This is a genomic window from Streptomyces sp. YIM S03343 (assembly GCF_054729195.1).
This window is the reverse complement of record NZ_JBPUKX010000002.1, coordinates 567,954-594,258: the sequence shown is the minus strand read 5'-3', so window position 1 is coordinate 594,258 and position 26,305 is coordinate 567,954. Positions and strand designations below refer to the sequence as shown.

The 26,305-nt window shown below is 73.3% G+C and carries 22 protein-coding genes; 15 read left to right on the top strand and 7 right to left on the bottom strand.

All coding sequences use genetic code 11. From position 1 onward, the window contains the following. Positions 1-2: 2 nt before the first annotated feature. From ACSYGN_RS38430 to ACSYGN_RS38410, 5 genes are all read left to right on the top strand, one after another. On the top strand, positions 3-1,601 hold the full coding sequence (locus ACSYGN_RS38430; protein ID WP_460404987.1) for an FAD-binding oxidoreductase: 1,599 nt from the start codon (positions 3-5) through the stop codon (positions 1,599-1,601). Between the two features lie 208 nt (positions 1,602-1,809). Next, the gene (locus ACSYGN_RS38425) at positions 1,810-2,691 is read left to right on the top strand and encodes a YegS/Rv2252/BmrU family lipid kinase (protein WP_460404985.1); all 882 of its coding nucleotides are present in this window, start codon (positions 1,810-1,812) and stop codon (positions 2,689-2,691) included. A gap of 158 nt (positions 2,692-2,849) precedes the next feature. Further along, the gene (locus ACSYGN_RS38420; protein ID WP_460404983.1) at positions 2,850-3,302 is read left to right on the top strand and encodes a flavodoxin family protein; all 453 of its coding nucleotides are present in this window, start codon (positions 2,850-2,852) and stop codon (positions 3,300-3,302) included. A 176-nt stretch (positions 3,303-3,478) separates the two neighbouring features. Then, a complete protein-coding gene (locus ACSYGN_RS38415) occupies positions 3,479-3,637 on the top strand; it encodes a hypothetical protein (RefSeq protein ID WP_460404981.1) in 159 nt (52 codons plus the stop codon). A 416-nt stretch (positions 3,638-4,053) separates the two neighbouring features. Continuing rightward, on the top strand, positions 4,054-5,379 hold the full coding sequence (locus ACSYGN_RS38410) for a lipase family protein (protein WP_460404979.1): 1,326 nt from the start codon (positions 4,054-4,056) through the stop codon (positions 5,377-5,379). Positions 5,380-5,542: 163 nt separating this feature from the next. Here ACSYGN_RS38410 and ACSYGN_RS38405 read toward each other — a convergent pair whose 3' ends face one another. Both ACSYGN_RS38405 and ACSYGN_RS38400 read right to left on the bottom strand, forming a co-directional pair. Next, a complete protein-coding gene (locus ACSYGN_RS38405; RefSeq protein ID WP_460405774.1) occupies positions 5,543-6,319 on the bottom strand; it encodes a chitosanase in 777 nt (258 codons plus the stop codon). A gap of 223 nt (positions 6,320-6,542) precedes the next feature. Next, complete coding sequence (locus ACSYGN_RS38400) at positions 6,543-6,854, bottom strand: universal stress protein (protein ID WP_460404977.1); 312 nt, start codon at positions 6,852-6,854, stop codon at positions 6,543-6,545. Between the two features lie 331 nt (positions 6,855-7,185). On the opposite strand from ACSYGN_RS38400, the gene ACSYGN_RS38395 reads away from it, so the two are divergent. Together ACSYGN_RS38395 and ACSYGN_RS38390 are read left to right on the top strand one after the other, a co-directional pair. Next, on the top strand, positions 7,186-8,085 hold the full coding sequence (locus ACSYGN_RS38395) for a CBS domain-containing protein (RefSeq protein WP_460404975.1): 900 nt from the start codon (positions 7,186-7,188) through the stop codon (positions 8,083-8,085). Positions 8,086-8,386: 301 nt separating this feature from the next. Further along, positions 8,387-10,111, top strand: a complete 1,725-nt coding sequence (locus tag ACSYGN_RS38390) for a serine/threonine-protein kinase (RefSeq protein WP_460404973.1) — start codon at positions 8,387-8,389, stop codon at positions 10,109-10,111. Between the two features lie 91 nt (positions 10,112-10,202). Here ACSYGN_RS38390 and ACSYGN_RS38385 read toward each other — a convergent pair whose 3' ends face one another. Then, entirely contained in the window at positions 10,203-10,700 is a 498-nt protein-coding gene (locus ACSYGN_RS38385; protein WP_460404971.1) for a peptidylprolyl isomerase, read from the bottom strand. 149 nt (positions 10,701-10,849) lie between these two features. Here ACSYGN_RS38385 and ACSYGN_RS38380 point away from each other — a divergent pair, with 149 nt between their 5' ends. Then, entirely contained in the window at positions 10,850-11,563 is a 714-nt protein-coding gene (locus tag ACSYGN_RS38380) for a hypothetical protein (RefSeq protein WP_460404969.1), read from the top strand. Positions 11,564-11,696: 133 nt separating this feature from the next. Further along, positions 11,697-13,073, top strand: a complete 1,377-nt coding sequence (locus tag ACSYGN_RS38375) for a diacylglycerol/lipid kinase family protein (RefSeq protein ID WP_460404967.1) — start codon at positions 11,697-11,699, stop codon at positions 13,071-13,073. A gap of 27 nt (positions 13,074-13,100) precedes the next feature. Here the strand turns inward: ACSYGN_RS38375 and ACSYGN_RS38370 are convergent, their stop codons facing one another. After that, positions 13,101-13,775 carry a hypothetical protein gene (locus ACSYGN_RS38370; protein WP_460404965.1) on the bottom strand — a complete coding sequence of 225 codons (675 nt, stop codon included), beginning with the start codon at positions 13,773-13,775 and terminating at the stop codon, positions 13,101-13,103. 161 nt (positions 13,776-13,936) lie between these two features. Between ACSYGN_RS38370 and ACSYGN_RS38365 the strand changes: the two genes are divergently transcribed. Further along, positions 13,937-16,147 carry a SpoIIE family protein phosphatase gene (locus tag ACSYGN_RS38365; RefSeq protein WP_460404963.1) on the top strand — a complete coding sequence of 737 codons (2,211 nt, stop codon included), beginning with the start codon at positions 13,937-13,939 and terminating at the stop codon, positions 16,145-16,147. Positions 16,148-16,175: 28 nt separating this feature from the next. Here the strand turns inward: ACSYGN_RS38365 and ACSYGN_RS38360 are convergent, their stop codons facing one another. Then, positions 16,176-16,499, bottom strand: coding sequence for a putative quinol monooxygenase (locus ACSYGN_RS38360; RefSeq protein ID WP_460404961.1), 324 nt, complete (start codon positions 16,497-16,499; stop codon positions 16,176-16,178). A 240-nt stretch (positions 16,500-16,739) separates the two neighbouring features. Here ACSYGN_RS38360 and ACSYGN_RS38355 point away from each other — a divergent pair, with 240 nt between their 5' ends. From ACSYGN_RS38355 to ACSYGN_RS38340, 4 genes are all read left to right on the top strand, one after another. Continuing rightward, positions 16,740-17,819 carry a GNAT family N-acetyltransferase gene (locus ACSYGN_RS38355; RefSeq protein ID WP_460404959.1) on the top strand — a complete coding sequence of 360 codons (1,080 nt, stop codon included), beginning with the start codon at positions 16,740-16,742 and terminating at the stop codon, positions 17,817-17,819. 393 nt (positions 17,820-18,212) lie between these two features. Beyond that, on the top strand, positions 18,213-19,079 hold the full coding sequence (locus ACSYGN_RS38350; RefSeq protein ID WP_460404957.1) for a PP2C family protein-serine/threonine phosphatase: 867 nt from the start codon (positions 18,213-18,215) through the stop codon (positions 19,077-19,079). A 133-nt stretch (positions 19,080-19,212) separates the two neighbouring features. After that, the gene (locus ACSYGN_RS38345) at positions 19,213-20,232 is read left to right on the top strand and encodes an MASE1 domain-containing protein (protein WP_460404955.1); all 1,020 of its coding nucleotides are present in this window, start codon (positions 19,213-19,215) and stop codon (positions 20,230-20,232) included. A 191-nt stretch (positions 20,233-20,423) separates the two neighbouring features. Then, positions 20,424-21,902: an MFS transporter gene (locus tag ACSYGN_RS38340; RefSeq protein ID WP_460405772.1), complete on the top strand. Its 1,479-nt coding sequence runs from the start codon at positions 20,424-20,426 to the stop codon at positions 21,900-21,902. A 9-nt stretch (positions 21,903-21,911) separates the two neighbouring features. Here ACSYGN_RS38340 and ACSYGN_RS38335 read toward each other — a convergent pair whose 3' ends face one another. After that, positions 21,912-23,744: a protein kinase domain-containing protein gene (locus ACSYGN_RS38335; protein WP_460404953.1), complete on the bottom strand. Its 1,833-nt coding sequence runs from the start codon at positions 23,742-23,744 to the stop codon at positions 21,912-21,914. Between the two features lie 96 nt (positions 23,745-23,840). After that, the gene (locus ACSYGN_RS38330) at positions 23,841-25,055 is read right to left on the bottom strand and encodes a DEAD/DEAH box helicase family protein (protein WP_460405770.1); all 1,215 of its coding nucleotides are present in this window, start codon (positions 25,053-25,055) and stop codon (positions 23,841-23,843) included. Positions 25,056-25,377: 322 nt separating this feature from the next. On the opposite strand from ACSYGN_RS38330, the gene ACSYGN_RS38325 reads away from it, so the two are divergent. Beyond that, positions 25,378-26,283 (top strand): hypothetical protein, encoded by a 906-nt coding sequence (locus tag ACSYGN_RS38325; RefSeq protein ID WP_460404951.1) that lies wholly within the window; start codon positions 25,378-25,380, stop codon positions 26,281-26,283. Positions 26,284-26,305 lie beyond the last annotated feature (22 nt).

Genomic DNA, 26,305 nt, shown 5'->3' with positions numbered 1-26,305 from the left:
CGATGGACATGCTGTGGAGCGGCTGGGGCGACCCCGCGAAGGCGACGCCGCTGCCCGACTCGGTGACCGGACTGCTGCGCGACCTGCTCGGGGTCAGACCCCGCGACCTCCCCCCGGTCGACCTCCCCGCCGTCTCCGTCCCCGAGCCGGACCTGGACCCGGCCGCCCGCGCCGCCCTCCTCGCGGCCGTCGGCGGCGACCCGGACCGGCTGCGCACCGACGCCGAGAGCCGTATCCGCCACACCCGCGGCAAGTCCACCCCCGACCTGCTGCGCATCCGCTCCGGCGACATCAGCGACCTGCCCGCCGCCGTCGTACTCCCGGCGAGCCACGACGAGGTGCTCGCCGTGCTGCGCGCCTGCGCCGGACACGGCCTCGCCGCCGTCCCGTTCGGCGGCGGCACCTCCGTCGTCGGCGGCCTCGCCCCCGACCGCCGCGCCCCCGTCGTGGCGCTCGACCTGCGCCGTATGGACGCCCTGCTCGATCTCGACCCGGTCTCCCGCACCGCCACGTTCCAGCCCGGCCTGCGCGGCCCGCAGGCCGAGGCGCTGCTCGCCGGAATCGGCTTCACCCTCGGCCACTTCCCCCAGTCCTTCGAGTGGGCCACGATCGGCGGCTTCGCCGCGGCGCGCTCCAGCGGGCAGGCGTCCGCGGGGTACGGCCGCTTCGACGAGATGGTCCTCGGCGTCACCCTCGCCACCCCCCGCGGCAGCCTCGACATCGGCCGTGCCCCGCGCTCAGCCGCCGGACCCGACCTGCGCCAGCTGGTGCTGGGCTCCGAGGGCGCGTTCGGGGTGATCACCGCCGTGACGGTACGGATCCGGCCCGTCCCGGCCGTACGCGTCTACGAGGGATGGAGGTTCCCCTCCTTCGCCGAGGGCTCCGCCGCCCTGCGCAGACTCGCCCAGGACGGCCCCCGGCCGACGGTGCTGCGGCTGTCCGACGAGACCGAGACCTTCGTGGGCCTGGCCCACCCCGACGCCATCGGCACCTCGGGCGGCCCCCAGGACACCGGATGCCAGGCGATCGTCGGCTACGAGGGCACCCAGGAGGACACCGGACACCGCCGCGAGCGGGCATCGGCCGTGCTCCGCGCCTGCGGCGGCACCTGGCTCGGCGAGGAGCCCGGGGAGCGCTGGGCGCACGGCCGCTACGCGGCGCCCTATCTGCGCGACGCGCTGCTCGACGCGGGCGCGTTCGCCGAGACCCTGGAGACCGCCGCCTTCTGGTCCGCCCTGCCCGGGCTCTACGACGCCGTGCGCCAGGCCCTCACCGCCACGCTCACCGCGGCCGGCACCCCGCCCCTGGTGATGTGCCACATCTCCCACGTCTACGAGAACGGCGCCTCCCTCTACTTCACCGTGGTCTTCGCCCAGGGCGACGACCCCGTGGCGCACTGGGCCCCGGCCAAGAAGGCGGCTTGTGAGGCGATCCTCGCCGCGGGCGGCACCATCAGCCACCACCACGGTGTCGGCACCGACCACCGTGACGGGTACGTCCGGGAGACGGGCCCCCTCGGCATCGACGCCCTGCGCGCCGTCAAGCGGAGCCTGGACCCGGCGGGGGTTCTCAACCCGGGCGTCCTGCTGCCCCTGGACTGACACGACCCGCACCGACCTGGTATCCCTGCCCGCCAGGACCCGCCCGCGTGTCCCGTGTCCTGACGGCACCCGCCGGGACCATCGACCCGCCCGTGGTCCCGCCCGTACCGTCCCGCCAGGACCACCGGCCCGCCCGCGGTCCGGCCCGTACCGACCAGGACCACCAGCCAGCCCGTACCGACCCGCCGACCGCCCGGAGGCACCACCGATGCGAGACTTCACCGCCGTCGTCAACCCCACCGCAGGGGGCTCGACGGGGGCCGCGGCGCTGCTCACGGTGGCCCGGCTGCTGCGCGAGGCGGGCGCCGCGCTCGACACCGAGTACAGCACCAGCCTCGCCCACGCCCAGGAACTGGCGCTCGACGCCGGGCGGCGGGGCCGGGTGGTGCTCGCCGTCGGCGGCGACGGCATCACCGGTGGCATCGGCGGCGCCCTCAGCGGCACCGGCACCCTGTTCGGCGTCGTCCCGGCGGGCCGCGGCAACGACTTCGCCCGTGCCCTCGGACTGCCCGCCGACCCGGCCGAGCTGGCGGACAGACTGCTGCACGCCGCACCGCGTGCCGTCGACACCGTCGAGGTGGAGTCGGCCGTGCACCACCGCACGGTCGTGCTCGGCAGCGTCTACGCGGGCGTCGACGCGCTGGCCAACCGCCACGCCAACCGTGCCCGGCTGCTGCGCGGCTCCGCCTCCTACTACGCGGGCGGCCTGCGCGCCGTCACCACCTGGCGGCCCGCCGCCTACCGGGTCACCGTCGACGGCGAGACCCACACCCACCGCGGCTACACCGTGGTCGCCGCCAACTCGCCCTACTACGGCTCCGGCCGCATGATCGCCCCCGGGGCCCGCCTCGACGACGGCGAACTGGAGATCGTGCTGATCCGGTACGCGCCACGCCGCCTGTTCTTCGCCCTGATGAACGACCTCGCCTCGGGCACCCATGTCCGGCGGCCCGAGGTGACCGTGCTGCGGGGCAGAGAGGTGCGCATCGAGGCCGACCGCGAGGTGCCCTACGGCGCCGACGGCGAGGTCGAGGCGGTGCTGCCGGTGACGGCGCGGGTGCTGCCGGGGGCGCTGCGGGTGGTGGCGTAGCGGGTCGGCGGCAGCGGGTGGGCGGGGTCGACGGGGCAGCGAGACGGTGGGTGGCTCACGGTTGCCGGGGTTGCCGGGGTTGCCGGGTGGCTCAGGGCGGCGGCCGGGCGGCGCGGCGAAGTTTGCGCCTCGGCGGTGCTGCGGGCAGGGTGCTGGCTGTGCCCACTCTGCTGATCGTCCACCACACCCCCTCCCCGAACTGCCAGGCGATGTTCGAGGCCGTGGTGTCCGGAGCGACCGCGCCCGAGATCGAGGGCGTCCGCGTGGTGCGGCGCGCGGCCCTGTCCGCCACGGCGGCCGATGTGCTCGCGGCCGACGGATATCTGCTCGGCACCACGGCCAACCTGGGCTATATGTCCGGCGCCCTGAAGCACTTCCTCGACCAGATCTACTACCCGTGCCTCGACGAGACCCGCGGCCGTCCCTTCGGCTACTACGTCCACGGCGGCAGCGATGTCACCGGCGCGGTGCGCGCCGTCGAGTCGATCACGACCGGCCTCGGCTGGCGGCGCACGGCAGAGGCCGTGACCGTGACCGGGGAGCCCGGCAAGGGGGACATCGAAGCCTGCTGGGAGCTCGGTGCCACGCTCGCCGCCGGGCTGATGAACTGAGCTTATTTTTACGGCCGTTGGGCGCTTTGGGGGGCGTTCTCGGGGGGCATCCGGAAGTGTCCCGGCTGTCACTTCCCCTACCGCAAGTAACAAGATCATCATTCATGTCTGTAGTGCGCCGCTCGATCCCGTTCCGGCGTCACTCGTATTTTCCATTTCCCGTGCGAGGAACAGGCATGACAACTCAACAGGACAGCCCGGTGCAGCGTGCCCGCGATGTGTACGAAGACCATCTGCGGACGTGCCGGCAGTGCACCGCGGACGGGGCGATGTGCGCGTCCGCCAAGCATCTGATGCGTCTCTACAACAACGCCCGGAGGACGCAGGGGCGTTGAGAACGGTGCGCAGGGGAGGGAATGTGGCGCGACAGGTGCCGTGCGCCTCGCCCCTACGCGCGTAGAACCTGACCGCCGGGCGGCACCGTCCGGGTCGGCCCGGTTCGTCGCCCCGGCCCCTGGCGACGGACCGGGCCTTCGTGATTCCTGGGGCCGGTAGGCCTGACGCCCTGACCGGAATCCTCAGGTCCGACTCGACAGGGCGCCATATTACTGAACCGTAATGTTCCAGGCGCTACCACCGGTAACACCTGTTGTCGTACGGTCCTGGACAACCGCTTCGGAGCGGTGTGCGTGCGCCGGTGGGACGACCGCGCGCCCGTGCCACCTGCCAGGACCATGTACGCCATCGGGTCGCCCACGGCCCGCTGGGTCTGTGCAGGGACGTTCCGCCTCCCCCTCACAGGAGGAATGTCATGTCCATGAATACCCGTCTGCTGGCAGCCGCCGTCACGGCCGCCGTCTGTCTGGGCGCGCAGGCCGTCCCGGCCACCGCGGCGACCGGTACCGACCCGGTCGTCTCCCGCGGTGTCACCATCCCCGCCTTCTACAACCCGCCCGCGAACCTCCCGGCGGCCGACGGCGCCCTCATCCGCAGCGAGCCGCTTCCGCTGGCGCTCGGCCTGCCGAGCATCGACGGCCCCCTGCCGGGCCGCGCCACCCGCATCATGTACCGGACCACCGACTCGGCGGGCCGCCCCGCCGCCGTCACCGGTGCCTACATCGAACCCACGGCCGCCTGGCGGGGCGGCGGCGCCCGCCCGCTCGTCGTGCTCGCCCCCGGCACCATGGGCCAGGGCGACCAGTGCGCCGCCTCCCTCGGCCTGGAACACCCGCTGGTCCTCAACGGCCAGACGGTGTCCGTCGGTTACGAGGATCTCGCGATCTACCGGCTGCTCGCCGAGGGCGTCGCCGTGGTCGTCACCGACTACATCGGCCTCGGTACGACCGACCGGCTGCACACCTACGTCAACCGCGTCGACGAGGCCCATGCCGTGCTGGACGCCGTACGCGCCGCCCGCGCCCTCGACGGGGCGTCGGTCACGTCCGCCTCGCGCGTCGGCCTGTTCGGCTACAGCCAGGGCGGCGGCGCCACGGCAGCGGCTGCCGAGCTCCAGGCCACCTATGCCCCCGACGTGCAGCTCTCCGGCACCTACTCCGGCGCCCCGCCCGCCGATCTGGCCGCCGTCACCGAGGCCATCGACGGCAGCGACCTCGCGGGCGCCCTGGGCTGGTCGGTCAACGGTTTCCTGGAGTCCGACCCGGCCCTCAAGCCGATCGCCGAGGCCCACCTCAACGCCGCCGGGAAGGCGGCGCTGGCCGATCTGTCCACCATGTGCGTCGGCGACGCGCTGCTCGCCTACAACTCCGCGCACAGCACCGCCTGGACGGCGAACGGGGAGTCCCTGGAGGACGTCATCGCGGCCGAACCCGCACTGCGGTCCTTCCTGGCGGCCCAGCGCATCGGCACCCTGAAGCCGGCCGGACCCGTCCGTGTGGCCACCGGCACCAGCGACGACCTCGTACCGCACGCCCAGGCCCGCGACATGGCCGTCTCCTGGTGCCGCAAGGGCGGCGACGTCACCTATGTGCCGGTCGTGCTGCCCAGCGTCGGCAGGGCCCTGCTCAACCACTTCGCCCCGCTGCTCACCGACCAGGGCGCGGCCGTGTCCTGGCTGACCGACCGTCTCTCGGGGTGGCCGACGGTCTCCAACTGCGTGACGATGCCCGTCCAGCCGTAGGCCCGGTGAGTTCCCGCCCGCGGGTGCTGCCCGCGGGTTCCGCTGGACGCCCGCCCGGCCGTGACCCCTCATGCCCACGGCCGGGCGGGACCTCACCGGGGGCCGTCCGTGGACAGGGACGGCCCCCGGCGCCTTGACCCGCGGGCGGTGCCCGCGGCCGGCGTCAGCTGATGTGGTAGCTGTCGCCGTACACCTTCCAGTCGAGCGGCGTGTTCAGGTCGAGGTTGCCCTTGCGCAGGAACACCCGCTGCTCGGTGTCCACCCGGCTGGTGTCGCTGTGCGCCTCCTCCTGCTTCATGGCCCACACCCGGGCGTCGAGGAAGGCGTTGAGGTACGCCGTCTCGTCGCCGCCCTGCGCCGGCGGCTTCGCGGTGCGCAGCGCCCGCTTGCGGATGCCGCCGAAGCTGGTGGAGTCGCTGCCGGGGCCGTGCATCACGATCGCGTCGTAGTAGGCGAACTGGCCCAGCGCGCGCAGACCGTCGGTCTTGCCCTGCTTGACGGCCGGGTTGAAGTACACCCGGTCGCGCTCGTCGTTCTGCGCCTGCTGGAACGCCGCGTCCTGCGCCGCCTTGCGCCAGTCGGCGGGGAAGTTCGGGTCGAGGCCGCTGTGCGAGTCGGACCCGTTGACGTTCCGCAGTGCGGGCAGGTACTTGGCGAGGACGTTGCCGGGCTTGCGGTCGGTGTAGAGCTGGACCAGCTCCAGCATGTCGCCGGTGCCCGAGCAGAAGCCGATGATCCCGGCGGTGTAGCCGCGGCCGTCGCCGATGTCCTCGATGTACTTGTACTGCGCCTTCCAGTCGAGGGACGAGTTCTCGGCGCTGGAGACCAGTTTCATGGCGATCTCCTTCTTCGCCGGGTCGTCCAGGCCGGGTGCGGCGGCGTCGGCGCGCTGGCTCTGCACCAGCGGGACGGCGGCCAGGGACACGCCCGCCACGCCCATGAGGGCGAAGAAGGTACGTCGCGAGGGTGAGGCTGCGTGCGCCGGGTCGGCGGATTTCTGAACCACGGTGACTCCAAGTACTGAATGGGGGGTGGGAGTTGGGTCCCGTTGATCTGATAGGAAGGTTTACTATCAGATGTAGCGGGGCTTGCGCACCCCCCGCGGCTCAAGTTCTTGGATGTGAACAAGAGTCGCGTACCTGGATCTTCACGGCATGCGACTCTCAAGTCACCTTGCATGAGCAGGAGTTGTCCCCGATGCCCGTCACTGCTTCCGGGTGCGGACGATCACCACCGGGCAGCCGGTTGTGCTGCGCGACCCGCCGGCTGACCGAGCCCGGCATCGCCCGCGCGAAACCACCGCACCCCCGGCTGCCCACCACCAGCACCGCCGCGCCCTCGGCGGCCTGGAGCAGCACATCGCCCGGGTTCCCGTGCACCAGCCGGGCGTGCACCTTTGCGGCGTCCTCGTCGCCGAGCGCCTCGTGCAGCTCCTGCCGCTGCCGTTCCCGGGCGCTCGCCAGGTCGAAGGTCACCCCCCATCGACGGCGCGAACCAGCCCGACGGCTGCTCCCACGCCGTCACCGCCTCCACCGTGCCGCCGATCTGCCCGGTGTGCCGGACCGCCCGGCGCGGCGCCTCGCTGCTCCCTTCCACGCTGCGCGATCCCGCACCGGTCCGCCGATCCGCCGGCGCGAAGGGCGGGCGGCACACTCCTGGGACACCGCCCACCTGCCGTTCCCACCCCCTCCGGCGCCGCCATGCAGGGCCGGAGCGCTCCGGGTGCAGGGCCGTTCGGCTCTTGGCGCCCCGGCGTGCCGCGAAAGACTGGGAACGTAGGCAGTCCGACGGGGTCCGGAGGCCGCTGTGAACGATCACGAGAACCTTTCCGCGGGCGGTGAGGCACGCTCCGACAGCACGTCCCGCTCCTGGCGGCCGGGTGAGACGGGACGGCAGGACATGCTCCTGCGCTACCTGGGCGCCGTCGCCGCGGCGTCGGCCAAGCAGGCGGAGGCCAGACAGCGGCCCATCGACACCGGCGCCGCCGCGAACGCGGTGGACGGCGTGCGTTCCCTGCGTCCACCGGAGGCCGAGCAACTGCCACGGGTGCCCGCCGAGTCCCTGGCCCCCCTGCTGGTGCGGGACGTGATGGACGTACCCGCCGCGTCGATGCACGACGACCTTCCCTACCGGCAGATCGCCCGCCTGCTGGCCCGCGAGGGCGTCGGCGCGATCCCGGTGGTCGACGCGCACGACCACGTCGTCGGCGTGGTGTCCGAGTCCGACCTGCTGGCCAAGGTCGCGTTCGAGGCGTCCGGACACCGGCCGGGCCCCATCGGCCGGCTGCGCGAGCGGCGGCTGCACGGCAAGGCCCGGGGCGAGACCGCCGCCGACCTGATGACCGCCCCGGCGATCACCGTGCTGCCGGGCGCCACGGTCGCCGAGGCCGCCTGGCTGGCCGCGCTGTCCCGGCTGAAGCGGCTCCCGGTCGCCGACCACGACGGCCGTCTGGTCGGCATCGTACGGCGGGAGGCACTGCTCCAGGCCCTCATCCGGGACGACGAGGGGATCCAGGACGAGGTCGAGTCGGTGATCGCCTCGGTCTGCTCCCCGGCCGAACGGCAGCACGTCCAGGTGAAGGTGCACGAGGGCGTCGTGGAGCTGACGGGCCGGGTCCCGGCGGCGACGGCGGCCAGGCTGGTCGCCGAGATCGAGGCCGCCGTCGAGGACGTCGTGGAGGTGAACGACCACCTCACCACCGGGTGACCACCCGGAGACGGCAGTTGGACGGCCGCCCCCGGCCGTGCGCTATGCTGATCGCAGACAAGTCGCCGGAACTCCCGGCGGAAGGTCGCGCGTTGGTGGTCCAAGGAAAGACGTCCCGCTTCCTGCGGGGAGATGCAGGTGCAAGGCCTGCCCGGCGCTCAGCACAAGAGCCCCGTCCCGGTCTCCGGGACGGGGCTCTTCGTCTGCCGGACCCGTCGGCGCCGCGGCGGATCGGATGTTTCCGTCCCAGCGACAGGACGGATTGCGCGCTCTGACGGTGGCTGCCTCTATCCTCCTCGGCATGACTGAGGGGGAAAGCCGCAGACGGGTCGTCGACGGGCGTTTCGAACTCGAGGCCCGGCTCGGCGGTGGCGGAATGGGCACCGTGTGGCGGGCCCGCGATCTGCTGCTGCATCGCAGCGTGGCCGTCAAGGAAGTACGGCCCTACGACATCGACCGCGCCGAGTACGACCCGGACGGCGCGCGGACACTGCGCGAACGCGTGCTGCGCGAGGCCCGGGCACTGGCCAGCGTCCAGCATCCGAACGTCGTGACGATCCATCACATCGTCGACGGCGGCGAGGGCAGCTACCCGTGGATCGTGATGGAACTGGTCGACGGCGGCTCGCTCGCCGACCGGCTCGAACGTGGCCCCATGACCCCCGCGGAGGCCGCCCACCTGGGCCGCGAGACACTCGCCGCGCTGCGCGCCGCGCACGACGCGGGCGTCCAGCACCGGGACGTCAAGCCCGCCAACGTCCTGCTGCGCCGCGACGGCCGCCCCGTGCTCACCGACTTCGGTATCGCCGCCGTCCGCGAGGCCACCACCCTCACCGCCACCGGCTCCATCATCGGCACGCCCGACTTCATGGCCCCCGAGCGCATCTCCGGCAAGAAGGGCGGCCCCGGGTCGGACATCTGGTCGCTGGCGATGATGCTGTACGTCGCCGTCGAGGGCCGGCATCCGCTGCGAAGGGACTCGACGCTGGCCACGCTCGCCGCCGTCCTCAACGAGGAGGTGCCGCCGCCCGTGCGGGCCGGTGCGCTGACCCCTGTCCTCAACCGCGTCCTGGTCCGGGACCCGGATGCCCGGCCCGACGCCACCGAGCTCGACCGGCTGCTCAGCGTCGCCGAGCAGGGCGGCACGGCCGAGCCGCAGCCGACCTCCTACCCCCTGACCCCGCCGCCCGCCTCCCACCCGCACACGCCGCACACGTCGTACCCCGTGGCGCCGCCCACGCCGTCCGGTCCCGGCGGGTGGCAGCCGCGGGACGCCGTACCGGCCGCTCCGACGCCGCCCACGGTCCCGCCGCACGTCCTCACCGACGTCACGGCGGGCGCGACGCCGCGGCCCCGGCCGCCGCTCGGCCGCCGTGCGGTGATCGCCCTGTCCGCGGTGAGCGTGGTCCTGGTCGGAGGGGTGGCGGTGTGGGGCATGCTCCCGGACGGGAACTCGGACGCGAAACAGAACGACGCCTCGGCCTCCTCGGGATCCACTTCCGGGGCCCCGGGCGCCTCGGGCGCGCACAGCACGGCCACTGCCACGGAGACGCCCGCGTCGTCCGGATCCGGGACCCTGCTCACCCCGGAGGGCATCCGGACGGCGCTCAGGGCCATCGAGAAGGAGACCGGACGCGATCTCTTCTCGGACTTCACCGTGTACGAGGACCATGTGTCGGCCGAGGTCATGGTCAAGGGCAGCAAGCGCGCGTACGACAGCTACACCTACCGGCGCGACCGCGGTGTGGAGAAGGGCATCATCTCCGGCACGGTGATGCACGGTGACACACCCTCGAAGATCGACAACTACAACTGGGACGCCGTACCGGCCCTGTTGAGCCGGGCCCGCAAGGAACTCAAGGTCCCCGACCCGTCCATGACGTACGTGATGATCCGCAACGCCAACTCCGTCTTCGACGACAAGGCGGGCATCGCGGTCTACCTGACCAACGAGTACACGCAGACCGGCTACCTGGAGGCCGACACCCGGGGCAAGGTGACCGATTTGATGCCGTACAAGGAATGACGAGGACGGCGGACGCCGTCAGGGGAGGTGCCGTGGGGCACGTCCGCGACGGCATCCGCCGTGATCATCCGTGCTGACCGCACGGGTACGGTCAGAGCTGGCCGGAGGCCGAGATGGTGATCTTCGCCGAGGTGCGGCCGCCCTGCGAGCCGAGCGACTCGATCTTCCTCACGAGCTGCATGCTCGCCTCGTCCGCGACCTCGCCGAAGACGACGTGCTTGCCGTCCAGCCAGCCGGTGACGATCGTCGTGATGAAGAACTGCGAGCCGTTGGTGTTCGGCCCGGCGTTCGCCATGGAGAGCAGGCCCGGCCGGTCGTGCCGCAGCTTGAAGTTCTCGTCCTCGAACTTCGTGCCGTAGATGCTCTTGCCGCCGGTGCCGTTCCCGGCGGTGAAGTCACCGCCCTGGAGCATGAAGTCCGGGATGACCCGGTGGAACGAGGAACCGGCGTACCCGAATCCCTTCTCGCCCGTGCACAGGGCGCGGAAGTTCTCCGCCGTCTTCGGGACGACGTCCTCGAAGAGGTTGAACGTGATGCGCCCGGCGGGCTCGTTGTTGATCGTGATGTCGAAGTAGGTCTGAAGTGCCATGGGGGAAATCCTCGCATCCCCGGGGCGATGCCTCACATCCGGCTCGGGCACCCGGTCTGTTGAAACCGCCGATGGCCGAATATCGTCCTTCCACCCGACCCGATCATGTCGCTCGGGTCGGTCACACGACAAACCAGGGGGGACCCGCCATGACACCGACCTTCACCAGCCGCCGCAGACCCACCGCCGCCCGGGCCGCCGTGCTCGGCGTGTGCGCCGCCGCCGTGCTGACGCTCGCCGGGTGCAACGGGAGCAGCGGCGGCTCCGGGGCGTCCGGCGCCACCACGCCCGCCCCGGCGGCCACGGACACCGCACCCGGCAAGACCGGCGCAACCGGAACGCCGGGCGCCACCGGCGGCTCGGGCGGTGCCACCGCGGCGAAGCCCGCCGCGAAGACCTCCGCCGCCACGACCGCTCCCGGCACGTCCGGCGGCACGGCGACCTCCGGCTCCGGCAGCGGGAGCGGCTCCGGTTCCGGCAGTGGCTCGGGCTCCGGCAGCGGTTCGGGCTCCGGCTGTGACCACAAGATGCCGATCTCCCCGGACGAGTTCGCCGTCTACCGCTACACCCCCGAGGGCGGCGCCCTCAGCCTGATCGTCAAGCTCGGCAACTGGGGCTGTGCGCCCGCCGACTCGGACGGCGCGCCCTTCGTGACCGTGGGCAAGGAGATCCCGATGCCCATGGACCAGGCCGCCTACGTCACCGTCACCAACCCGATCGTGGAGAGCAGCGAGAACCAGCACATCGGCGTCCAGGAGTTCCTCGACTGGCTGGAGGCGCACCCGGACTCCGGGCTCGTCTTCAAATACCACGTCGGGGGAGACGGCGCGATCGACCGGCTGGACGAGGTCTTCACCCCCTGAGCCGCGGCGGGGGCCGTGCGCGCCACGGCCCCCGTCCCGTCCCCCGAGCCGGGTCGCGCTCATATGCTGGACGTAGCTTCTTCAGTCCTGTCCCCGCCCGCGGCACAGAGCGGAAGGTCCAAGCGGAAGGCCCATGGGAGCGACAACGGCACCGACACCGGACGTACGGCCGCACCACCGGCAGCGCTGGGCGGCCCGGGCGGCGCTGGCCGCGGCCGTGGCGGCGGCCCTGCTGCCGCTCGCCGAAGGCGGGCTCTTCGGTCTGCTGCTGCTCGCGGTGGCCCTCGCCGGGATCGCCGTCGCCGCGGCCGCCCTCTGGTGGGTGCTCTCCCGCCGGGGCGTCGTCCGCGTCGCCGCGGGAGTCCTCGCGGTCTGCGCGCCCGCAGCCGTCGTAGCCCTGTTCGTCGCCGCGCACCAGCTGTGGGTGATCGTGGTGTCGTTCGCCCTGTGGATCACGGCAGTCTGGTGCGGGCGGTACGCGCTTCGCAGCACGGGAGTGCGTCCGGTACGCGTCAAGGAGCACCGTGCGACTCCGCCCCGGCGCCCCTTCCTGATCCTCAACCCCAGGTCGGGCGGCGGCAAGGTCGAGAAGTTCGGCCTGCGGGACAAGGCCGAACGCCTCGGCGCCCGGATCGTCCTGCTGGACCCCGACCACCACCAGGACGTCACCGCGCTCGCCGAGTCCGCGGTCGACGACGGTGCCGACCTGCTCGGCGTCGGGGGCGGCGACGGCACCCAGGCGCTGGTCGCCGCCGTCGCCGCGGCGCGCGGGGTGCCGTTCCTCGTGATCCCCGCGGGCACCCGTAACCACTTCGCGCTGGACCTCGGGCTCGACCGCACCGACCCCGCGACCGCCCTGGACGCCCTCACCGACGGTGTCGAGCTCCACGTCGACCTCGGGTTCGCCGCCGGGCGACCCTTCGTCAACAACGCCTCCTTCGGCGCGTACGCGGCCGTGGTGCAGAGCCCGGACTACCGGGACGACAAGGTCGGCACCGTGCTCCAGATGCTGCCCGACCTGCTCACCCGGCAGCGCGGCCCGCGGCTGACCGTCCGCGCCGACGACACCGTGCTCACCGCCCCCCAAGCGGCCCTGGTGAGCAACAATCCGTACCGCACCGAGGACCCCTTCGGGATGGGCCGCCGGCAGCGGCTCGACTCCGGGCGGCTGGGCGTCCTCTCCGTCAAGGTCGACAGCGCGGTCCAGGCCGCCGAACTGGTGCTGGACCCCCAGTCGGACTGCCTCGCCGTGCTGACCGCGCACGAGGTGACCGTCAGCGGCGACGGCCCCGACCTGGAGGTCGGCCTCGACGGCGAGGCCCTGGTCCTTCCCTCGCCGGTGAGCTGCCGCATCGCCCGCCACGCGCTGCGGGTCCGGGTGCCCCGCGAGCGCCCCGGTGTCCCGGAACCCCACCCCCGCCTGAACTGGCGCACGCTGCGCAAACTGGCCGCCTCGGTCGGCCGTACGGCCGCGGTGCACCGCCACCACGACTCCCCCCGCCGCGCCTGAGCCGCATGCACGCCCCCCGACACGCCGTCACGACGCCCCGGTCAGCTCCTGGAGCGGGGTCCCCAGCGCCCAGCGCCTCAGCAGCGGCCCGTCGATGAGGTACGTGTCGCCCTGCCGCTCGGCCCAGCGGGCGTCCCGGGCGCTGAACACACCGCGGTGGACCACCAGCCGCAGCGAGCCGCTGTGCTCCCGCCGCCGCCCCGCGCGGTGCGGCGGGACGTCCTCGTCGGGCAGCGGCTCGGCCACCGGGCGGAACGCGACCTCCAGCCGCCGGCCCCCGCGGTCCCGGGCGCGCAGCCGCGGGCGGCCGTGGTCGGGCAGCGCCTGGACCCGCCAGCCGTCCCGCCGCAGGATCCGCGCGACGGCGAGGACCAGGCCCTGGGTGTCCAGCTCGGCGAGTTCCTCGGGGGAGTAGTACCCGAGCCGCCGCCGGGCCAGCGGCCGATGGCGCCGTACGCCCGTCACGGCGGCCACGGCCAGCAGCGCGAGGAAGACGGCCGGAACGGCGACGCCGAGCCGCCGGTAGCCCACGGCCACGCCCGCGACGGCGCCGCACACCACGGTCACCAGCCCGATGAAACCGGGCAGCACCTCACGCAGGCCCGGTCCGTACCGGCCCTGGGCGCGCAGGGCCCGGATCGCTCTTCTCCTCCGTGACCACCCGGTCTCGTACGTCGTCGTCCTGGACCGCCGCCGTGTCACCAGGGCAAGCTCCCCCCACCCCTGGGCCCCGCGTTCGTGCCGTACGGATACCCACCCCGGGCACCCCCGGACACGGGCACCGCACCGCCGCGGACCGGATCCGGCCATGATCCGCGGACCGCCACCTTGGCCGCGTCCGATATCGGGCATACCGTGCAGGTATGTCTGATGCGCGTGCCGTGCCTCGGAACGGAGGGACGCATGGGCCTTGGGCTGGCACGGCCCGCGACGAGCCGGCCGTCACCGGCGGCGGGCCGGGGGAGGCGGGCGGCAGGTCGGTGGACGAGGCCCTGCGGGCGGTGCTGGCCGCCACCGTACGCCGTACCGGAGCGGCCATCGGCGGCCTGTATCTGATCGAGGACCGCGCCCGCGCGCTGCGCCTGGCGGCACTGTGCGGGCTGCCCGTGGAATTCACCACGCCCTGGCAGCGGCTGCCGCTGACCGCGCCCGTCCCGGTCGCCGACGCCATCCGCGAGGACCGGCTGGTGTGGGTCGCCGACCAGGACGACATGACGCGCCGCTACCCCATCACCGCCGCCGTCCTGCCGTACCGCTTCTCGCTCGCCGCGTACCCGCTGACCGGGGTGCGCCGCTGCTGGGGCGGTGTGGTGCTGATGTTCCCCGCCGACCATCCACCGGCGACCACCCCCCGCGAGCGCGGGCACATCACCTCCAGCGCCCGCCGACTGGCCCGGCTGCTCGACGAGTCGCCCCGGCCGCCCTCATTGCCCGAAGAACCGGCCCTCGTCGCCGTCGACCTGCCGAGCCCGCCCGACGCCGGCAGTCGGGACCACGGTGCCGCCGAATGCCTCGCCCGCTTCCCCGGAGGCACCCTCTCCCTGGACCTGGAGGGCCGGATCACCTACGTCGACCCCACCGCCGCCGACCTCCTCGGCCGCACCGTGGACCGGCTGCTCGGCGTGCGCCCCTGGCAGGCCCTGCCCTGGCTGGACGACCCCGTCTACGAGGAGCACTACCGCACCGCCCTGGTCAGCCGGGAGCCCGTCTCCTTCACCGCGCTGCGCCCACCGGACGAGCGGCTCACCTTCCGCCTCCATCCCGACGCCACCGGCATCAGCGTCTGGGCCGGCCGGCACGGGGAAAGGGAGCCGGGCGCCGGGGACCAGGGCACCGGGCAGCGCGTCGCGGTGCGTGCGACCGGCCGCCTCTCCCAGCTGATCCATCTGGCGGCCGCGCTCACGGAGACGGTCACCGTGCGCGACCTCGTCGCACTCGCCGCCGACCAGATCCTGCCCGCATTCGGCGCGCAGGGCATGATCCTGGCAGCCGCCGACGCCGGCCGCCTGAGGATCATCGGCCACCACGGATACCGGGACGACGTCATCGCACGCCTCGACGGCCTGCCCGTCGCCAGCGAAGGGCAGCCCGCCGGGTACGTCCTGGCCACGGGCACGGCCGCGTTCTACGGCAGCCCCGCCGAAATGGTCGCGAGCCACCCGGAGGCGCTGAGGATCAGTGGCAAACAGGCTTGGGCGTTCCTCCCCCTGGTGATCACGGGCCGCCGGGTCGGGATCTGCTGCATCGCCTACGACGCCCCCCACGAGTTCACCGCGGACGAGCGTGCCGTCCTCACCCCGCTCGCCGGTCTGATGGCGCAGGCCCTGGACCGCGCACGCCTCTACGACGCCCAGCACCGCCTCGTCCATGAGATCCAGCGCGCCCTCCTGCCGCGCACCCTGCCGCGGCTGAGGGGCCTCGACGTGGCCGCCCGCTCCCTGCCCGCCGGACACGGTGTGGACGTCGGCGGCGACTTCTACGACCTGCTGCGTCTGGACGACACCACAGCCGCCGCGGTCGTCGGCGACGTGGAGGGCCACAGCATCGCCTCCGCCGCCCTGATGGGGCAGGTCCGCACCGCCATCCACGCCTACGCCACCGCCCGCGCCACCCCGGACGTGGTCCTCTCCTGCACCAACCAGCTCCTCGCCGACCTGGACTCCGACCTGCTGGTCTCCTGCCTCTACGCCCAGATCGACCTGGCCCGCCACGAGGTCGCCTTCGCCAGCGCGGGCCATGTGCCGCCCCTGCTGCGCGATGCCCCGCACCGGGCGCGCGCCCTGCCCACCGACCCCGGACCGCTCCTCGGCATCGACACCGACGCCCGCTACCCGGTCGTCACCGCCCCGCTGCCGCCCGGCGCCGTCCTCGCCCTGCACACCGACGGCCTGGTGGAACTCCCCGGCACCGACGCCGCCCACGCGACCGCCGAACTCATCCACAGGCTCGCCGAGGCCGGGGACACCGGCCTGGAGCGTCTCGTGGACGGCCTGATCCACTGCTCCTGGCCCGGCGGCCAGTACACCGACGACGTGACGGTCCTCCTGCTGGGCACGACCGGAACGGCAGCCTGATCCGGACGCCGCGGAGCCTGCCGCACGCTCACTCCAGCAGACCCACTCCGCCCGGCAGGCCCACCCCGCCCAGCACCGCCAGCGGTGTCTGCTCGGCCACGCTCGAGATCAGCGGCCGGGCCCGGGCCACCAGCTCCGCGACCTCCGGCGGCTCCAGGGACGCGTCGTGCGCGGCGCGGTCCGTCCACACCTCCGTCACCCAGACGGCCTCCGGCTCGGCCGACGTGGCGACGACGTAGTGGACACAGCCCGGGTCGGCCGCCAGCAGCCGCGCCGCCGCCAGCAGAGAGTCGGCCAGGGCGTTGCGCTCGCCGGGCAGTGCGAGGAACTTGGTGACCAGTCCGTACGTCATGCCCGAAGAGTAAAACCGACCACTGGCAACCGCCCGTTGCGGCCACCCCCGCGGCATGTCCGATTGCGGTGGACGGTCTTGACAGGCTGCGTGCGGTTTCGCGACGTTTGAGCCGCGGTGGACGGTTCGGACATCGCGTGGCCGGCCGGGGCCCGGGCGTGTACCCGGCGCGGGTGGGGCAGACGCCCAGTCAGTGGCCGGCGCGGGGTGCGCCGGACGTCGTAGGGGGGACGGTCTTCGATGGACATATCGGTGGTGAGACCCGGAGAGCTGGGCGTGCCGGGGCTGAAGGCCTGGCACGAGGCGATGGACGAGTCGGAGGTGTTCGCGAACCCGTTCCTGGCACCGGAGTTCGCGGTGGGTGTGGGGCTGTTCCGGGGCGGGGCGCGGGTGTCGGTGCTGCGGGAGGACGGCGAGGCCGTAGGGTTCCTGCCCTTCGAGCGGGGTGCTCTCGGGGTGGGGCGGGCGATCGGCATGGGACTGTCCGACTGCCAGGGTCTGGTGCACCGGGCCGGGGTCAGCTGGGACGCCCGGGAGGTACTGCGCGGCTCGGGGCTGTCGATGTTCGAGTTCGATCATCTGGTGGCGGATCAGGAGGCGTTCGGGCCGTATGTGACCGGGACGTTCGCGTCTCCGGTGGTGGATCTGGTGCCGGGCGACGGGGGGTACCCGGGGTGGCTGCGGGTGACCTATCCGGGACTTGCCAAGACTGTCCTGAAGAAGGAACGGCGCCTGGCGCGCGACCTCGGGGACCTACGGTTCGTGTTCGACGAACGGGACCCCGGGGCGCTGCGTCGGCTGATGCGGTGGAAGTCGGCCCAGTACCGGCGCACCGGGCGCATGGACCGGTTCTCGCGGCCGTGGATCGTGGGGCTTGTGGAGCATCTGTTCCAGGTGCGCGAGGAACATTTCTCCGGGGTGCTGTCGGTGCTGTATGCCGGGGACCGGCCGGTTGCGGCGCACTTCGGACCCCGGTCGCGGTCGGTGCTGGCGGCCTGGTTCACGGCGTACGACCCCGAACTGCGCTACTACTCGCCGGGGCTGATGATGCATCTGCGCACCGCCGAGGGCGCGGCCCGGGAGGGGGTGCGGGCGCTGGACCTCGGGCGGGGTGAGAAGGAGTACAAGGACTGGCTGAAGACCCGGGAGCTGCGGGTGGGGGAGGGCTTCGCCTGGCGGGGCCATCCGGTGGCGGTGGCCCACCGGCTGTGGCGCCGCCCCGTGCGGGGGCTGCGCAACACCGTGCTCGCCCACAACCGGCTGCGGACCCCGGCCGACCGGCTGCTGAAGACCGTGGGCAATCTGCGCAGCAGAAGCTGACGCCTGCCACGGCCGCCCCGGTCGCCCCGGCGGTCCCGGTCGCCCCGGCTGCCTCGCCCGCCGGAGTGCTCGCCCGAGAGATCCCGCGGCCGGGGCGCCCGCGGAGTGTCCCGGGCGGGGTCGCTCCCGCTGCTCGGCCGACGCGACACCCGGGCACATCGATATCATCCTCTGAGAGCCCCGAACAAAATGGGCGCCCGGCTCGCGACGCCTGGCACGCACGCTCGCCGCGTTGCCGAAAGGTCCTAGTAGCTCCGCTACGAGGACCTTCCGGCGCCTTGCGATCGCACGCACCAGACGCCGCGAGCTGATCGGACTCCCATTTTGTTCGGGGCTCTAAAGGAAAAATCAGAGGTCTGTCCCGTTGGGGCTGCCACCCCGCCGGAGTGCTGAATGGCCCGCATGCGTTCCACGGACGACGGCGACGAGCTGCTGCACAGACTCAGGTCGCTGACCGCCCAGGCGCGTGAACGGGCGGAGCTCCAGCGTTCCCGGGTGGAACTGGCCATCGCACTCCAGCGCGGCATGCTGCCCCCCGACCTGCCCGTCACCCCCCGCTTCCGCCTCGCCGTCCGCTATGCGCCCGCCTACCACGGCCTCAGCGTCGGCGGCGACTGGTACGACGCCTTCGCGTTGCCCGACGGCCGTATCGGACTGTCCATCGGCGACGTACAGGGCCACAACATCGAGGCGGCCGCCTTCATGGGCCAGGTCAGGGCCGGGCTGCGGGCCCTCGCCACGGTCACCGGCGAGCCCGGCGACGTCCTCGCCCGCACCAACGAGCTGCTGCTCACCCTGGGCAGCGAACTCTTCGCCACCTGCACCTTCCTGCGGCTCGACCCGGAGACCGGGACCGTGGAGAGCGCGCGGGCCGGGCACATCCCCTGTGTCTGGGCGAACGCCGACGGCAGGTCCGGCATAGCCGAGGACGAGGGCGGGCCGCCGCTCGGCATCGAGCGGGGCGTCAAGTACCCGGTGTCGCGCTCCCGGCTCACCACGGGCGGCGTCCTGGTCCTTGTCACGGACGGCGTGGTGGAGGGGCCCAGGCTCAGCCTGGAGGAGGGGCTCGACACCATCGTGCGGCTCTCCGGTATCGCCGCCGTCGCGGGCCTGGACGCCAACTGGCTCGCCGCGGCCGTGATCAAGGGCGCCGAGCGGGTGGGCCACGCGGACGACGCCGCGGTCCTCGTCGTCGGCCACGATGAACCCGGCCCCGAGCCGGCGTGGCGGGCCGGATCACGTCCGCCCCGGGGGGCCTGATCGAGGACCGTCGCGGTGGGCCGCCGCCCGGTCCGGGGACGGGCCCGGAGACGGTCCTGGGGACGGGCCCTGGGACGGTCCTGCCGGGGCCCCGGCGGCGCTCGCCTCGCCGACCCGGCGGCATCGGTGTGTGATGGCATCTGTGGTGGATACCCTGCGACTGCGTCCGCCGATCGGCGATCTCGCGCTGACCGTGGCGGTAGCGGCCGCCTACTTCGGGACGGGGCGGCTGGGGCTGCTGCGGGGGCTGACCGTAGAAGGGGCCGTGGTCACCCCCCTGTGGCCCTCGACCGGTGTCGCGCTGGCGTGTCTGCTGATCTTCGGGATGAGGGCGTGCCTCGGTATCGCGCTCGGGGTGCTGTTCGTCGTCATGACCATCTCGCCGCTCCAGCCCGGCGTGCTCGGCACGATCTTCGGCAACACGGCCGCGCCCGTGGCCGGGTATCTGATGCTGCGCCGCGTGGGCTTCCGCACGGACCTCGGCCGACTGCGCGACGGACTCGCACTGGTGTTCCTCGCGGCGCTGGGCGCCACACTGATCAGCGCCACCTTCGGCGCCGGGCTCCAGGTCCTGAACGGCCAGTTGGCCCCGCACGGCTTCTGGCAGGTGTGGCCGGCGTGGTGGGTCGGCGACGCGATGGGCGTCCTGATCGTCACCCCGCTGCTGCTCGTGCTGATGGAAGCGAGCTGGCCCCCGCGGCTGTCCCGCTGGAAGGAGGGGGTCGCGCTGGCCCTCGCCGCCGCCGCCATCGTGCCGCTCGCCACCCTCAGCCCTGTCAGCCTGCTCTTCCTCGTCTATCCGCTGCTGATCTGGGCGGCCCTGAGCTTCCAGCTCGCCGGGAGCATGCTGTGCGCCCTGGGATCATGCGTGATGGCGACCGTCGCCGCGACGGACCACATCGGGCCGTTCGAGCACATGAACTCCCTGACGACCATGCTCAAGCTCCAGGGGTTCAACGGATCGATGGCCCTGACCGCCCTCCTCCTGTCCGCGCTGATCACCGAACAGCGCAACACCCGGCACTCCGTGGAGCAGGCATGCCTGGAACTGGCAGAGGTGCTGGAGCATCTCACCGCGGGCGAAGCCCCGCCCCCCGGCCCGCCGAAGCCGGTCACCGCCGACCAGGTCACCGACCTGCACGGGCGGAGGTGAAGCGCAGATGAGCCAGGCCCCAGGGGGTGGGCAGGCCCGTCGGAGATCGAGTGGTGACCCCCGGACGGCGGGCGTAGCGTCGGACGGGTACCACTCCCGCCGAAGCCTTGTGACATGCCATGACCAGCAGTTCCCGGCCCACCTCGGCACTGCGGACCACCCCCCGGGACACCGGCGGCGGTGGCAACGTGATGGCGCTGCTCGTCATCGCGTCCTGCCAGCTGATGATCGTTCTGGATATCACGATCGTCAACATCGCCCTGCCGCACATCCAGAGCGCCCTGAACTTCTCCACCACCAGCCTGTCGTGGGTCGTCAACGCCTACACGCTCACCTTCGGCGGACTGCTCCTGCTGGGTGGCCGCACCGGTGACATCCTCGGGCGGCGGCGGGTCTTCGTCTTCGGGGTGCTCCTCTTCGTGGTCGCCTCCCTGCTCGGCGGGCTCTCACAGAGCTCCGGGGAACTGCTGGCCGCGCGGGCCGTGCAGGGGCTGGGCGGGGCCATCGCCTCACCCACGGCACTCGCCCTGATCAGCACCACGTTCCGCGAGGGCCCGGAACGCAACCGGGCCTTCGGGGTGTTCGCCGGGGTCTCGGCGGGCGGCGGCGCGATCGGGCTGCTGGCGGGCGGCATGCTCGTCGAATGGCTGAACTGGCGGTGGGTGTTCTTCGTCAACGTCCCGATCGGACTGCTCATCGTCCTCGCCACCCCCCGCTGGATCAAGGAGTCCGAACGCCACCCCGGACGCTTCGACCTCGCAGGCGCCCTGACGTCCACGGCCGGCATGGTCCTGCTGGTCTACGGCTTCATCCGGGCCGCCCAGGACGGCTGGCGCGACCCCCTCACCCTGGCCTCCTTCGGGGCGGCCGCGCTGTTCCTCGCGGGCTTCGTCCTGGTGGAACGGCACTCCCGGCAGCCCATCACCCCGCTGCGCATGTTCGCCGACCGCAACCGCTCCGGCACCTACGGCATCATGCTGAGCCTCGCCGCCGCGATGTTCGGGATGTTCTTCTTCCTCACCCTCTTCGTCCAGGACGTGCTGGGCTTCAGCCCACTGGCTGCCGGCTTCGCCTTCCTGCCGGTCAGCGCCGTCATCGCGGTCGGAGCGGCACTGGCCTCCCGCTTCCTGCCCCGGTTCGGACCCAAACCCTTCATGGTGACCGGCGCGATCCTGGCGACGGGCGGGCTCGCCTGGCTGACCCAGGTCGACGCTCAGTCCACCTACGCGGGCAGCATCCTCGGGCCGATGCTCGTCTTCAGTCTCGGCATGGGCATGGAGTTCGTGTCCCTGACCCTGATGGCGCTGTCCGACGTCCCGGTCCGGGAGTCCGGCGCCGCCTCCGGAATGCTCAACGCCACCCAGCAGGTCGGCGGTTCGCTGGGTCTGTCCATCCTGGTCACCGTGTTCGGCACGGCGAGCCGCAACGAGGCCCACAGCCAGGTCCCGGCATTCCTGTCGCAGGCATCCCCCGCCGAACGGGCGCGTTTCCAGCACACCGGGAAGCTGCCGCCCCCGTTCTCCGACCAGGTCCTCACCTCGGGTGTCTCGGCCGCCTTCGTCACCGCCGCGATTCTCACCGCCGTCGCCGCCGTGATCGCCGTCCTCGTCATCCAGGTCCGCGCCTCCGACCTCGAACGCCTCCAGGGCAACACCACCGCCGGTACCTGAATCCCGCCGTCACCCGGTGCCGCGCAGCGCGACCCAGGTGGAGCGGCCCACGACCCCGTCCGCGGACAGCCCCTCGGCGCCCTGGAAGGCCCGTACCGCGCTCTCGGTCCCCGTCCCGAAGTCGCCGCTCATCGCCTCACCGCCGAGGCCGTAGCCGCGCTTCGCCAGGATGCACTGCACCTGGAGGACGCGTTTGCCGCTGTCGCCGAGGCGGGTACGGCCGTACCCCGCGTAGTAGGTGCAGTCGGTGATCCACGGCGGTGTGGCGGACCCGGCCGGTGCGCTGGTCGCGCCCGGAGAGGAAGGGGCTGCGGTCGTGGGACCACCCGTCGCTGCCGTCGGGGCCGTGGTGGGCGCGCGCCGGGCGGCGGCGGTGCCGGAGGCCTTCGAGCGCGCGGCCTCGCCGTCGGCGGTGGCCGCGGCGCCCCGCCCGGACGCTCCCTCGACGGCAGTGCCGCCCGCGTCGCGGGACGCCACCGGGAGGGCGGCGTGACCGGGAGCGGCGCCGGTGGCCGTGGTAACCGTCCCGGGCGCGGCGGCGGGGGAGCCGTCCTGCCGCAGTACGACGACCGTGCCCACCGCAGCCGCGCAGACGGCCAGGCCCGCACCGGCGGCCAGCACCCGCTTGCGGCGTGCCCATGGGCGGGCGGGCGCCCCGGGTAAGCGCGGAGGCGGCGGTACGGCGGCGGAGGCGGCGGCCTCCTCGGCCCCGCCCGGTTCCCTGGCACCGGCGGGTTCCCTGGCACCGGCCGGTTCCACAGCCCCGCCCGGTTCCATGCCCGCGCCCGGTTCCATGCCCCCGGCCGGTCCGGCCTCCGGAGGCGGAGTGAGCTTGGGACGCCGGACCGGGGCCTGGAGACGCAGCGCCTGGTCCAGGGGCAGGCCGCCGAGCGCGTCGTACGCCCGCTGCCGTGCCGCCACCCTGGTGCCCAGCGGGCCGGGCCAGTCGGGCCGTCCCGGCGGGCCGGTGCGTCCCTCGGCGGCGTCGGCCAGTTCCCGCGCGGCGGGCCGGTGCCCCGGTTCCTTGGCGAGGCAGGCGGTCAGCAGCGCGCCGAGGTCCGGGTCGGCCGCGGTGACCGCGCCCGTCAGCCTCGGGTCGGGGGCCTCGAAGGCGACCCGGTGCATCACGTCGACCCCCGTGCCGTCGCCGAAGGGGGCACGCCCGGTCGCCGCGTAGACCAGCGTCCCGGCGAGCGAGAACACGTCCGACGGGGGCTCGCACTCCCCGGTCCTCAGATACTCCGGTGACATGTAGGCGGGGGTGCCCACCCGGTTGCCGGTGCCGGTGATGGCGCTCGCGTCGGCGGCCTTCGAGATCCCGAAGTCGATCACATGGGCGCCCCGGGGGGACAGCAGCACATTGGACGGCTTGAGGTCCCGGTGCACGATCGACGCCGCCGCGAGATCGGCGAGGGCCCGCCCCAGATCGGCGGCCAGCCGCCACACGGCACCCGGCGGCAGGGGGCCGCCGCCGCGCACCACGGCCGACAGATCGAGCCCCGGACAGTACTCGGTGGCCATCCACAGCAACTCGTCCCGGAAGCCGGTGCCGCACAGCCGCGGTGCGTACGGCGAGCCGAGCCGCTCGTGCACCGCGGCCTCACGCTCGAACCGGCGCCGGAAACGGGCGTCCTCCGCGTACTCCGGCCTGATCACCTTCACCGCGAAGAGCCCCGGCCCGCCGTCCGCCGCCCGGGCCAGATAGACCCGCCCCATCCCGCCGCTGCCCAGCAGGGCGAGGGCGGCGTAGGGGCCGATGCGCCGCGGATCGGCGGGCCGCAGCGGTGCGGCTCCGGTCTGCCGCAATGCCGCGGCGCCGTCCGCCGCCGGATCCGCCGGCACCGGCCGCTGGTCTCCCACTGAACCCCCGAAGTCGTCTTCCCCGTACGCCAGTTCGCACCCAAGGGAGCACGAGGCTAGCCCAGTCCCGCCGCCCGTTCAGCCGTTCGGCCGCTTCGGGGCCGTATGGTCCGGCAGCGGGGCGGGGCAGACACGGTCACCCGGCGCGCACGCCCTGCCGGTCCGGGGCGAAAACGGCCGGTTCGCGCGGTCGCGTCCCGCGCCGTGGTGCAGGAGATCAAGCGCTACACGTTCCGGTACGAGGCTCCGTGCGATCTTCGCCGAGCCGACGGTCCACGAAGCCCCGGATACCGCCCGGGGTCGTCGGCGCGCAGCCGCTCGGCGACGCCGGGCAGCCCGGCCGCGAACGCCTCCGCCTCCCTGACGACATGGTGGAAGACCAGCGTGCGCCCAGCCCTCCTCGGCCGACGCCTTCACCAGCGCCGTCTGGAGAGCCGCGAGCCGCGCCCCGCGCACCTCATCCGACCGGCCTTCGATGCCCAGGAGCTGCGTGGCCTGGAGCCGGGTGTCGGTGATGTCCACGCACACCACCTGGTACGGCGCGCAGATACCGCGGGCGATGGCCTCCGACAGCGTCAGCGTGTGGCAGCGCGCCCCGAACGGCCCGGCCGGGTCGTCGTCCATCGACGCCACCAGCTCGCCCGGCACCCCCGGCGGCGGCTCCGGCTGTCCCTCGTCCTCCTCCAGCTGCCACAGCCGGGGTGTGGCCGTCATGTACAGCCGCCGCAGTGCGGCGATGCGGCTGTTGTCGTGGACGACCGCCCAGGGCTTGCCGATCCGCCCCGAAGTCCGGTGCGCCTCGTCCACGACGACCAGATCCCAGCCGGGAAGACCGGCCTCGTGCGCCCGCTCCAGCGTGCCGAGCCCGAGCGAGGCGTACGTGGCGAACACCGTCACCTTGTCGAACGGCCGCACCCAGTCGACCAGCTCCTTAACCGCCGTGGTGTTCGGGAAGACCGCCTGATCCCCGCGCAGCGACGACACCCCGATCACCGGCCCCTGCCGCCCCGCCGCCCGCCACGCGGCCTCGGTCTGGGCGAGCAGGTCCAGCGACGGCACCAGCACCAGCACCCGGCCCGCCCGCAGCGCCTCCGCGCTGCGCACCGCCACCAGGGTCTTGCCGGACCCGGTGGCCATGACCACCTGGGTGCGCAGCCCCCGCTCCGGCAGTGGTCCCCGCTCCGGCAGTGGTCCCGGCGCCGGCAGTGGTCCCCGCTCCGGCAGTGGTCCCGGCACCGGCAGGGTGAGGGCGCGCACCACCGCGTCCACGGCTTCTTGCTGATGAGGGCGCATTCTCACAGGAATGACCATAGTTGGGCCTTCACTGCCCTTGTGAACTGGTGCGGAATTGACGGGAGTTGTGAAAGGTGACAAGAATTCAGCTCGCTCCGCCCGGCTCCCGTCGTTTCCGGGGCGGGGCGAAGTGACGCGAGCGACCCGATCGCGGCGCGCCTCGCCGGGAGTGTCCGGCCGTATGCGCCCCGCGGCGGGCGTGCCGGTAGCGGCAGCCGCCGTCCGTACGTCCGTCCCGTGCGGGCCGCTCGTGATCAGCCACCTCCCACAACCTCACCTCACGTTTACAGAGGCAACCTTGTCGCGTTCGCAACAATCCAGAATGCCGGCCGTGCTCGCCGCGGCCCTTCTCGCCGGTGCCGCCGCGCCCCTGCTCGCCGCCGGTACCGCCCAGGCCTCCACGTCCGGTGGCTGTGAGTCCGCCACCGTCCAGTACCGCATCGTCGGTGCCGACGGCAAGGTCGTCGGCGCGGACTGGACCTCGCAGGGCGGGTTCCACCAGTGGGACACCGTCCCCGCCACGGTCGAGGTCCGGCTCGCCGCGGGTCAGACCGTCGGCGACGGCTGCAAGTACCCGGTCTCCCTCGCGCAGTACACCACCGAGGGCCCGAACTGGTTCGTCTCCGGTCACCAGACCATGGTCGCCAAGGACACCGTCTACCTCACGGCGAAGGACGTCGCGGGCTCGGACGACTCGGGGCAGACCTGGCAGAAGCTGTCCGTGCACACGCCGGACTGCTACGGCCAGATCGACCTCTACGGCGACGACGTCAGCTACGACGGCCAGTCGGGCGAGGGCCACGGCCCCCTGCCCTACCAGCCGGACAACGTGGCCACCCCGTACCACCTGATCGCGGCCTGGAACGGCGGCGACAAGGCGTGCGAGTCCGGCGGTTCGACCCCCAGCGCGGACGAGTCCGTCCCGGCCACCCCCGCCTCGCCGGCGACGCCCACGTCCCCCGCGGACAGCACCACCCCGGCCACGGGGACGACCGCGCCGAGCACCACGGCGACGCCGAAGCCGTCCTCGACGCCGACGACCACCTCGCATGTGCCCCCGCTCCAGGCGACCCCGTCGGCCAGTGCCGCGCCGTCGGCCGCCGGTGGCAAGGAGCCGCTGGCCGAGACCGGTGCGGGTGCCCCGCTCGGCATGATCGCCGGTGCCGCCGCCCTGGTGGTCGTCGCCGGTGCGGGTGCGGTGTACGTCTCGCGCAGGCGCCGGGCGTGACGACGGCGCGGGGGGTGGCCCC

What these genes read in the sequence shown, in the direction of transcription:
- ACSYGN_RS38430 (WP_460404987.1), top strand. Translation starts at nt 3, where the DNA reads ATGGACATGCTGTGGAGCGGCTGGGGCGACCCCGCGAAGGCGACGCCG.
- ACSYGN_RS38425 (WP_460404985.1), top strand. Translation starts at nt 1,810, where the DNA reads ATGCGAGACTTCACCGCCGTCGTCAACCCCACCGCAGGGGGCTCGACG.
- ACSYGN_RS38415 (WP_460404981.1), top strand. Translation starts at nt 3,479, where the DNA reads ATGACAACTCAACAGGACAGCCCGGTGCAGCGTGCCCGCGATGTGTAC.
- ACSYGN_RS38410 (WP_460404979.1), top strand. Translation starts at nt 4,054, where the DNA reads ATGTCCATGAATACCCGTCTGCTGGCAGCCGCCGTCACGGCCGCCGTC.
- ACSYGN_RS38405 (WP_460405774.1), bottom strand. Translation starts at nt 6,319, where the DNA reads ATGGGCGTGGCGGGCGTGTCCCTGGCCGCCGTCCCGCTGGTGCAGAGC.
- ACSYGN_RS38390 (WP_460404973.1), top strand. Translation starts at nt 8,387, where the DNA reads ATGACTGAGGGGGAAAGCCGCAGACGGGTCGTCGACGGGCGTTTCGAA.
- ACSYGN_RS38385 (WP_460404971.1), bottom strand. Translation starts at nt 10,700, where the DNA reads ATGGCACTTCAGACCTACTTCGACATCACGATCAACAACGAGCCCGCC.
- ACSYGN_RS38380 (WP_460404969.1), top strand. Translation starts at nt 10,850, where the DNA reads ATGACACCGACCTTCACCAGCCGCCGCAGACCCACCGCCGCCCGGGCC.
- ACSYGN_RS38375 (WP_460404967.1), top strand. Translation starts at nt 11,697, where the DNA reads ATGGGAGCGACAACGGCACCGACACCGGACGTACGGCCGCACCACCGG.
- ACSYGN_RS38365 (WP_460404963.1), top strand. Translation starts at nt 13,937, where the DNA reads ATGTCTGATGCGCGTGCCGTGCCTCGGAACGGAGGGACGCATGGGCCT.
- ACSYGN_RS38360 (WP_460404961.1), bottom strand. Translation starts at nt 16,499, where the DNA reads ATGACGTACGGACTGGTCACCAAGTTCCTCGCACTGCCCGGCGAGCGC.
- ACSYGN_RS38355 (WP_460404959.1), top strand. Translation starts at nt 16,740, where the DNA reads ATGGACATATCGGTGGTGAGACCCGGAGAGCTGGGCGTGCCGGGGCTG.
- ACSYGN_RS38350 (WP_460404957.1), top strand. Translation starts at nt 18,213, where the DNA reads ATGGCCCGCATGCGTTCCACGGACGACGGCGACGAGCTGCTGCACAGA.
- ACSYGN_RS38345 (WP_460404955.1), top strand. Translation starts at nt 19,213, where the DNA reads ATGGCATCTGTGGTGGATACCCTGCGACTGCGTCCGCCGATCGGCGAT.
- ACSYGN_RS38340 (WP_460405772.1), top strand. Translation starts at nt 20,424, where the DNA reads ATGGCGCTGCTCGTCATCGCGTCCTGCCAGCTGATGATCGTTCTGGAT.
- ACSYGN_RS38330 (WP_460405770.1), bottom strand. Translation starts at nt 25,055, where the DNA reads ATGCGCCCTCATCAGCAAGAAGCCGTGGACGCGGTGGTGCGCGCCCTC.
- ACSYGN_RS38325 (WP_460404951.1), top strand. Translation starts at nt 25,378, where the DNA reads ATGCCGGCCGTGCTCGCCGCGGCCCTTCTCGCCGGTGCCGCCGCGCCC.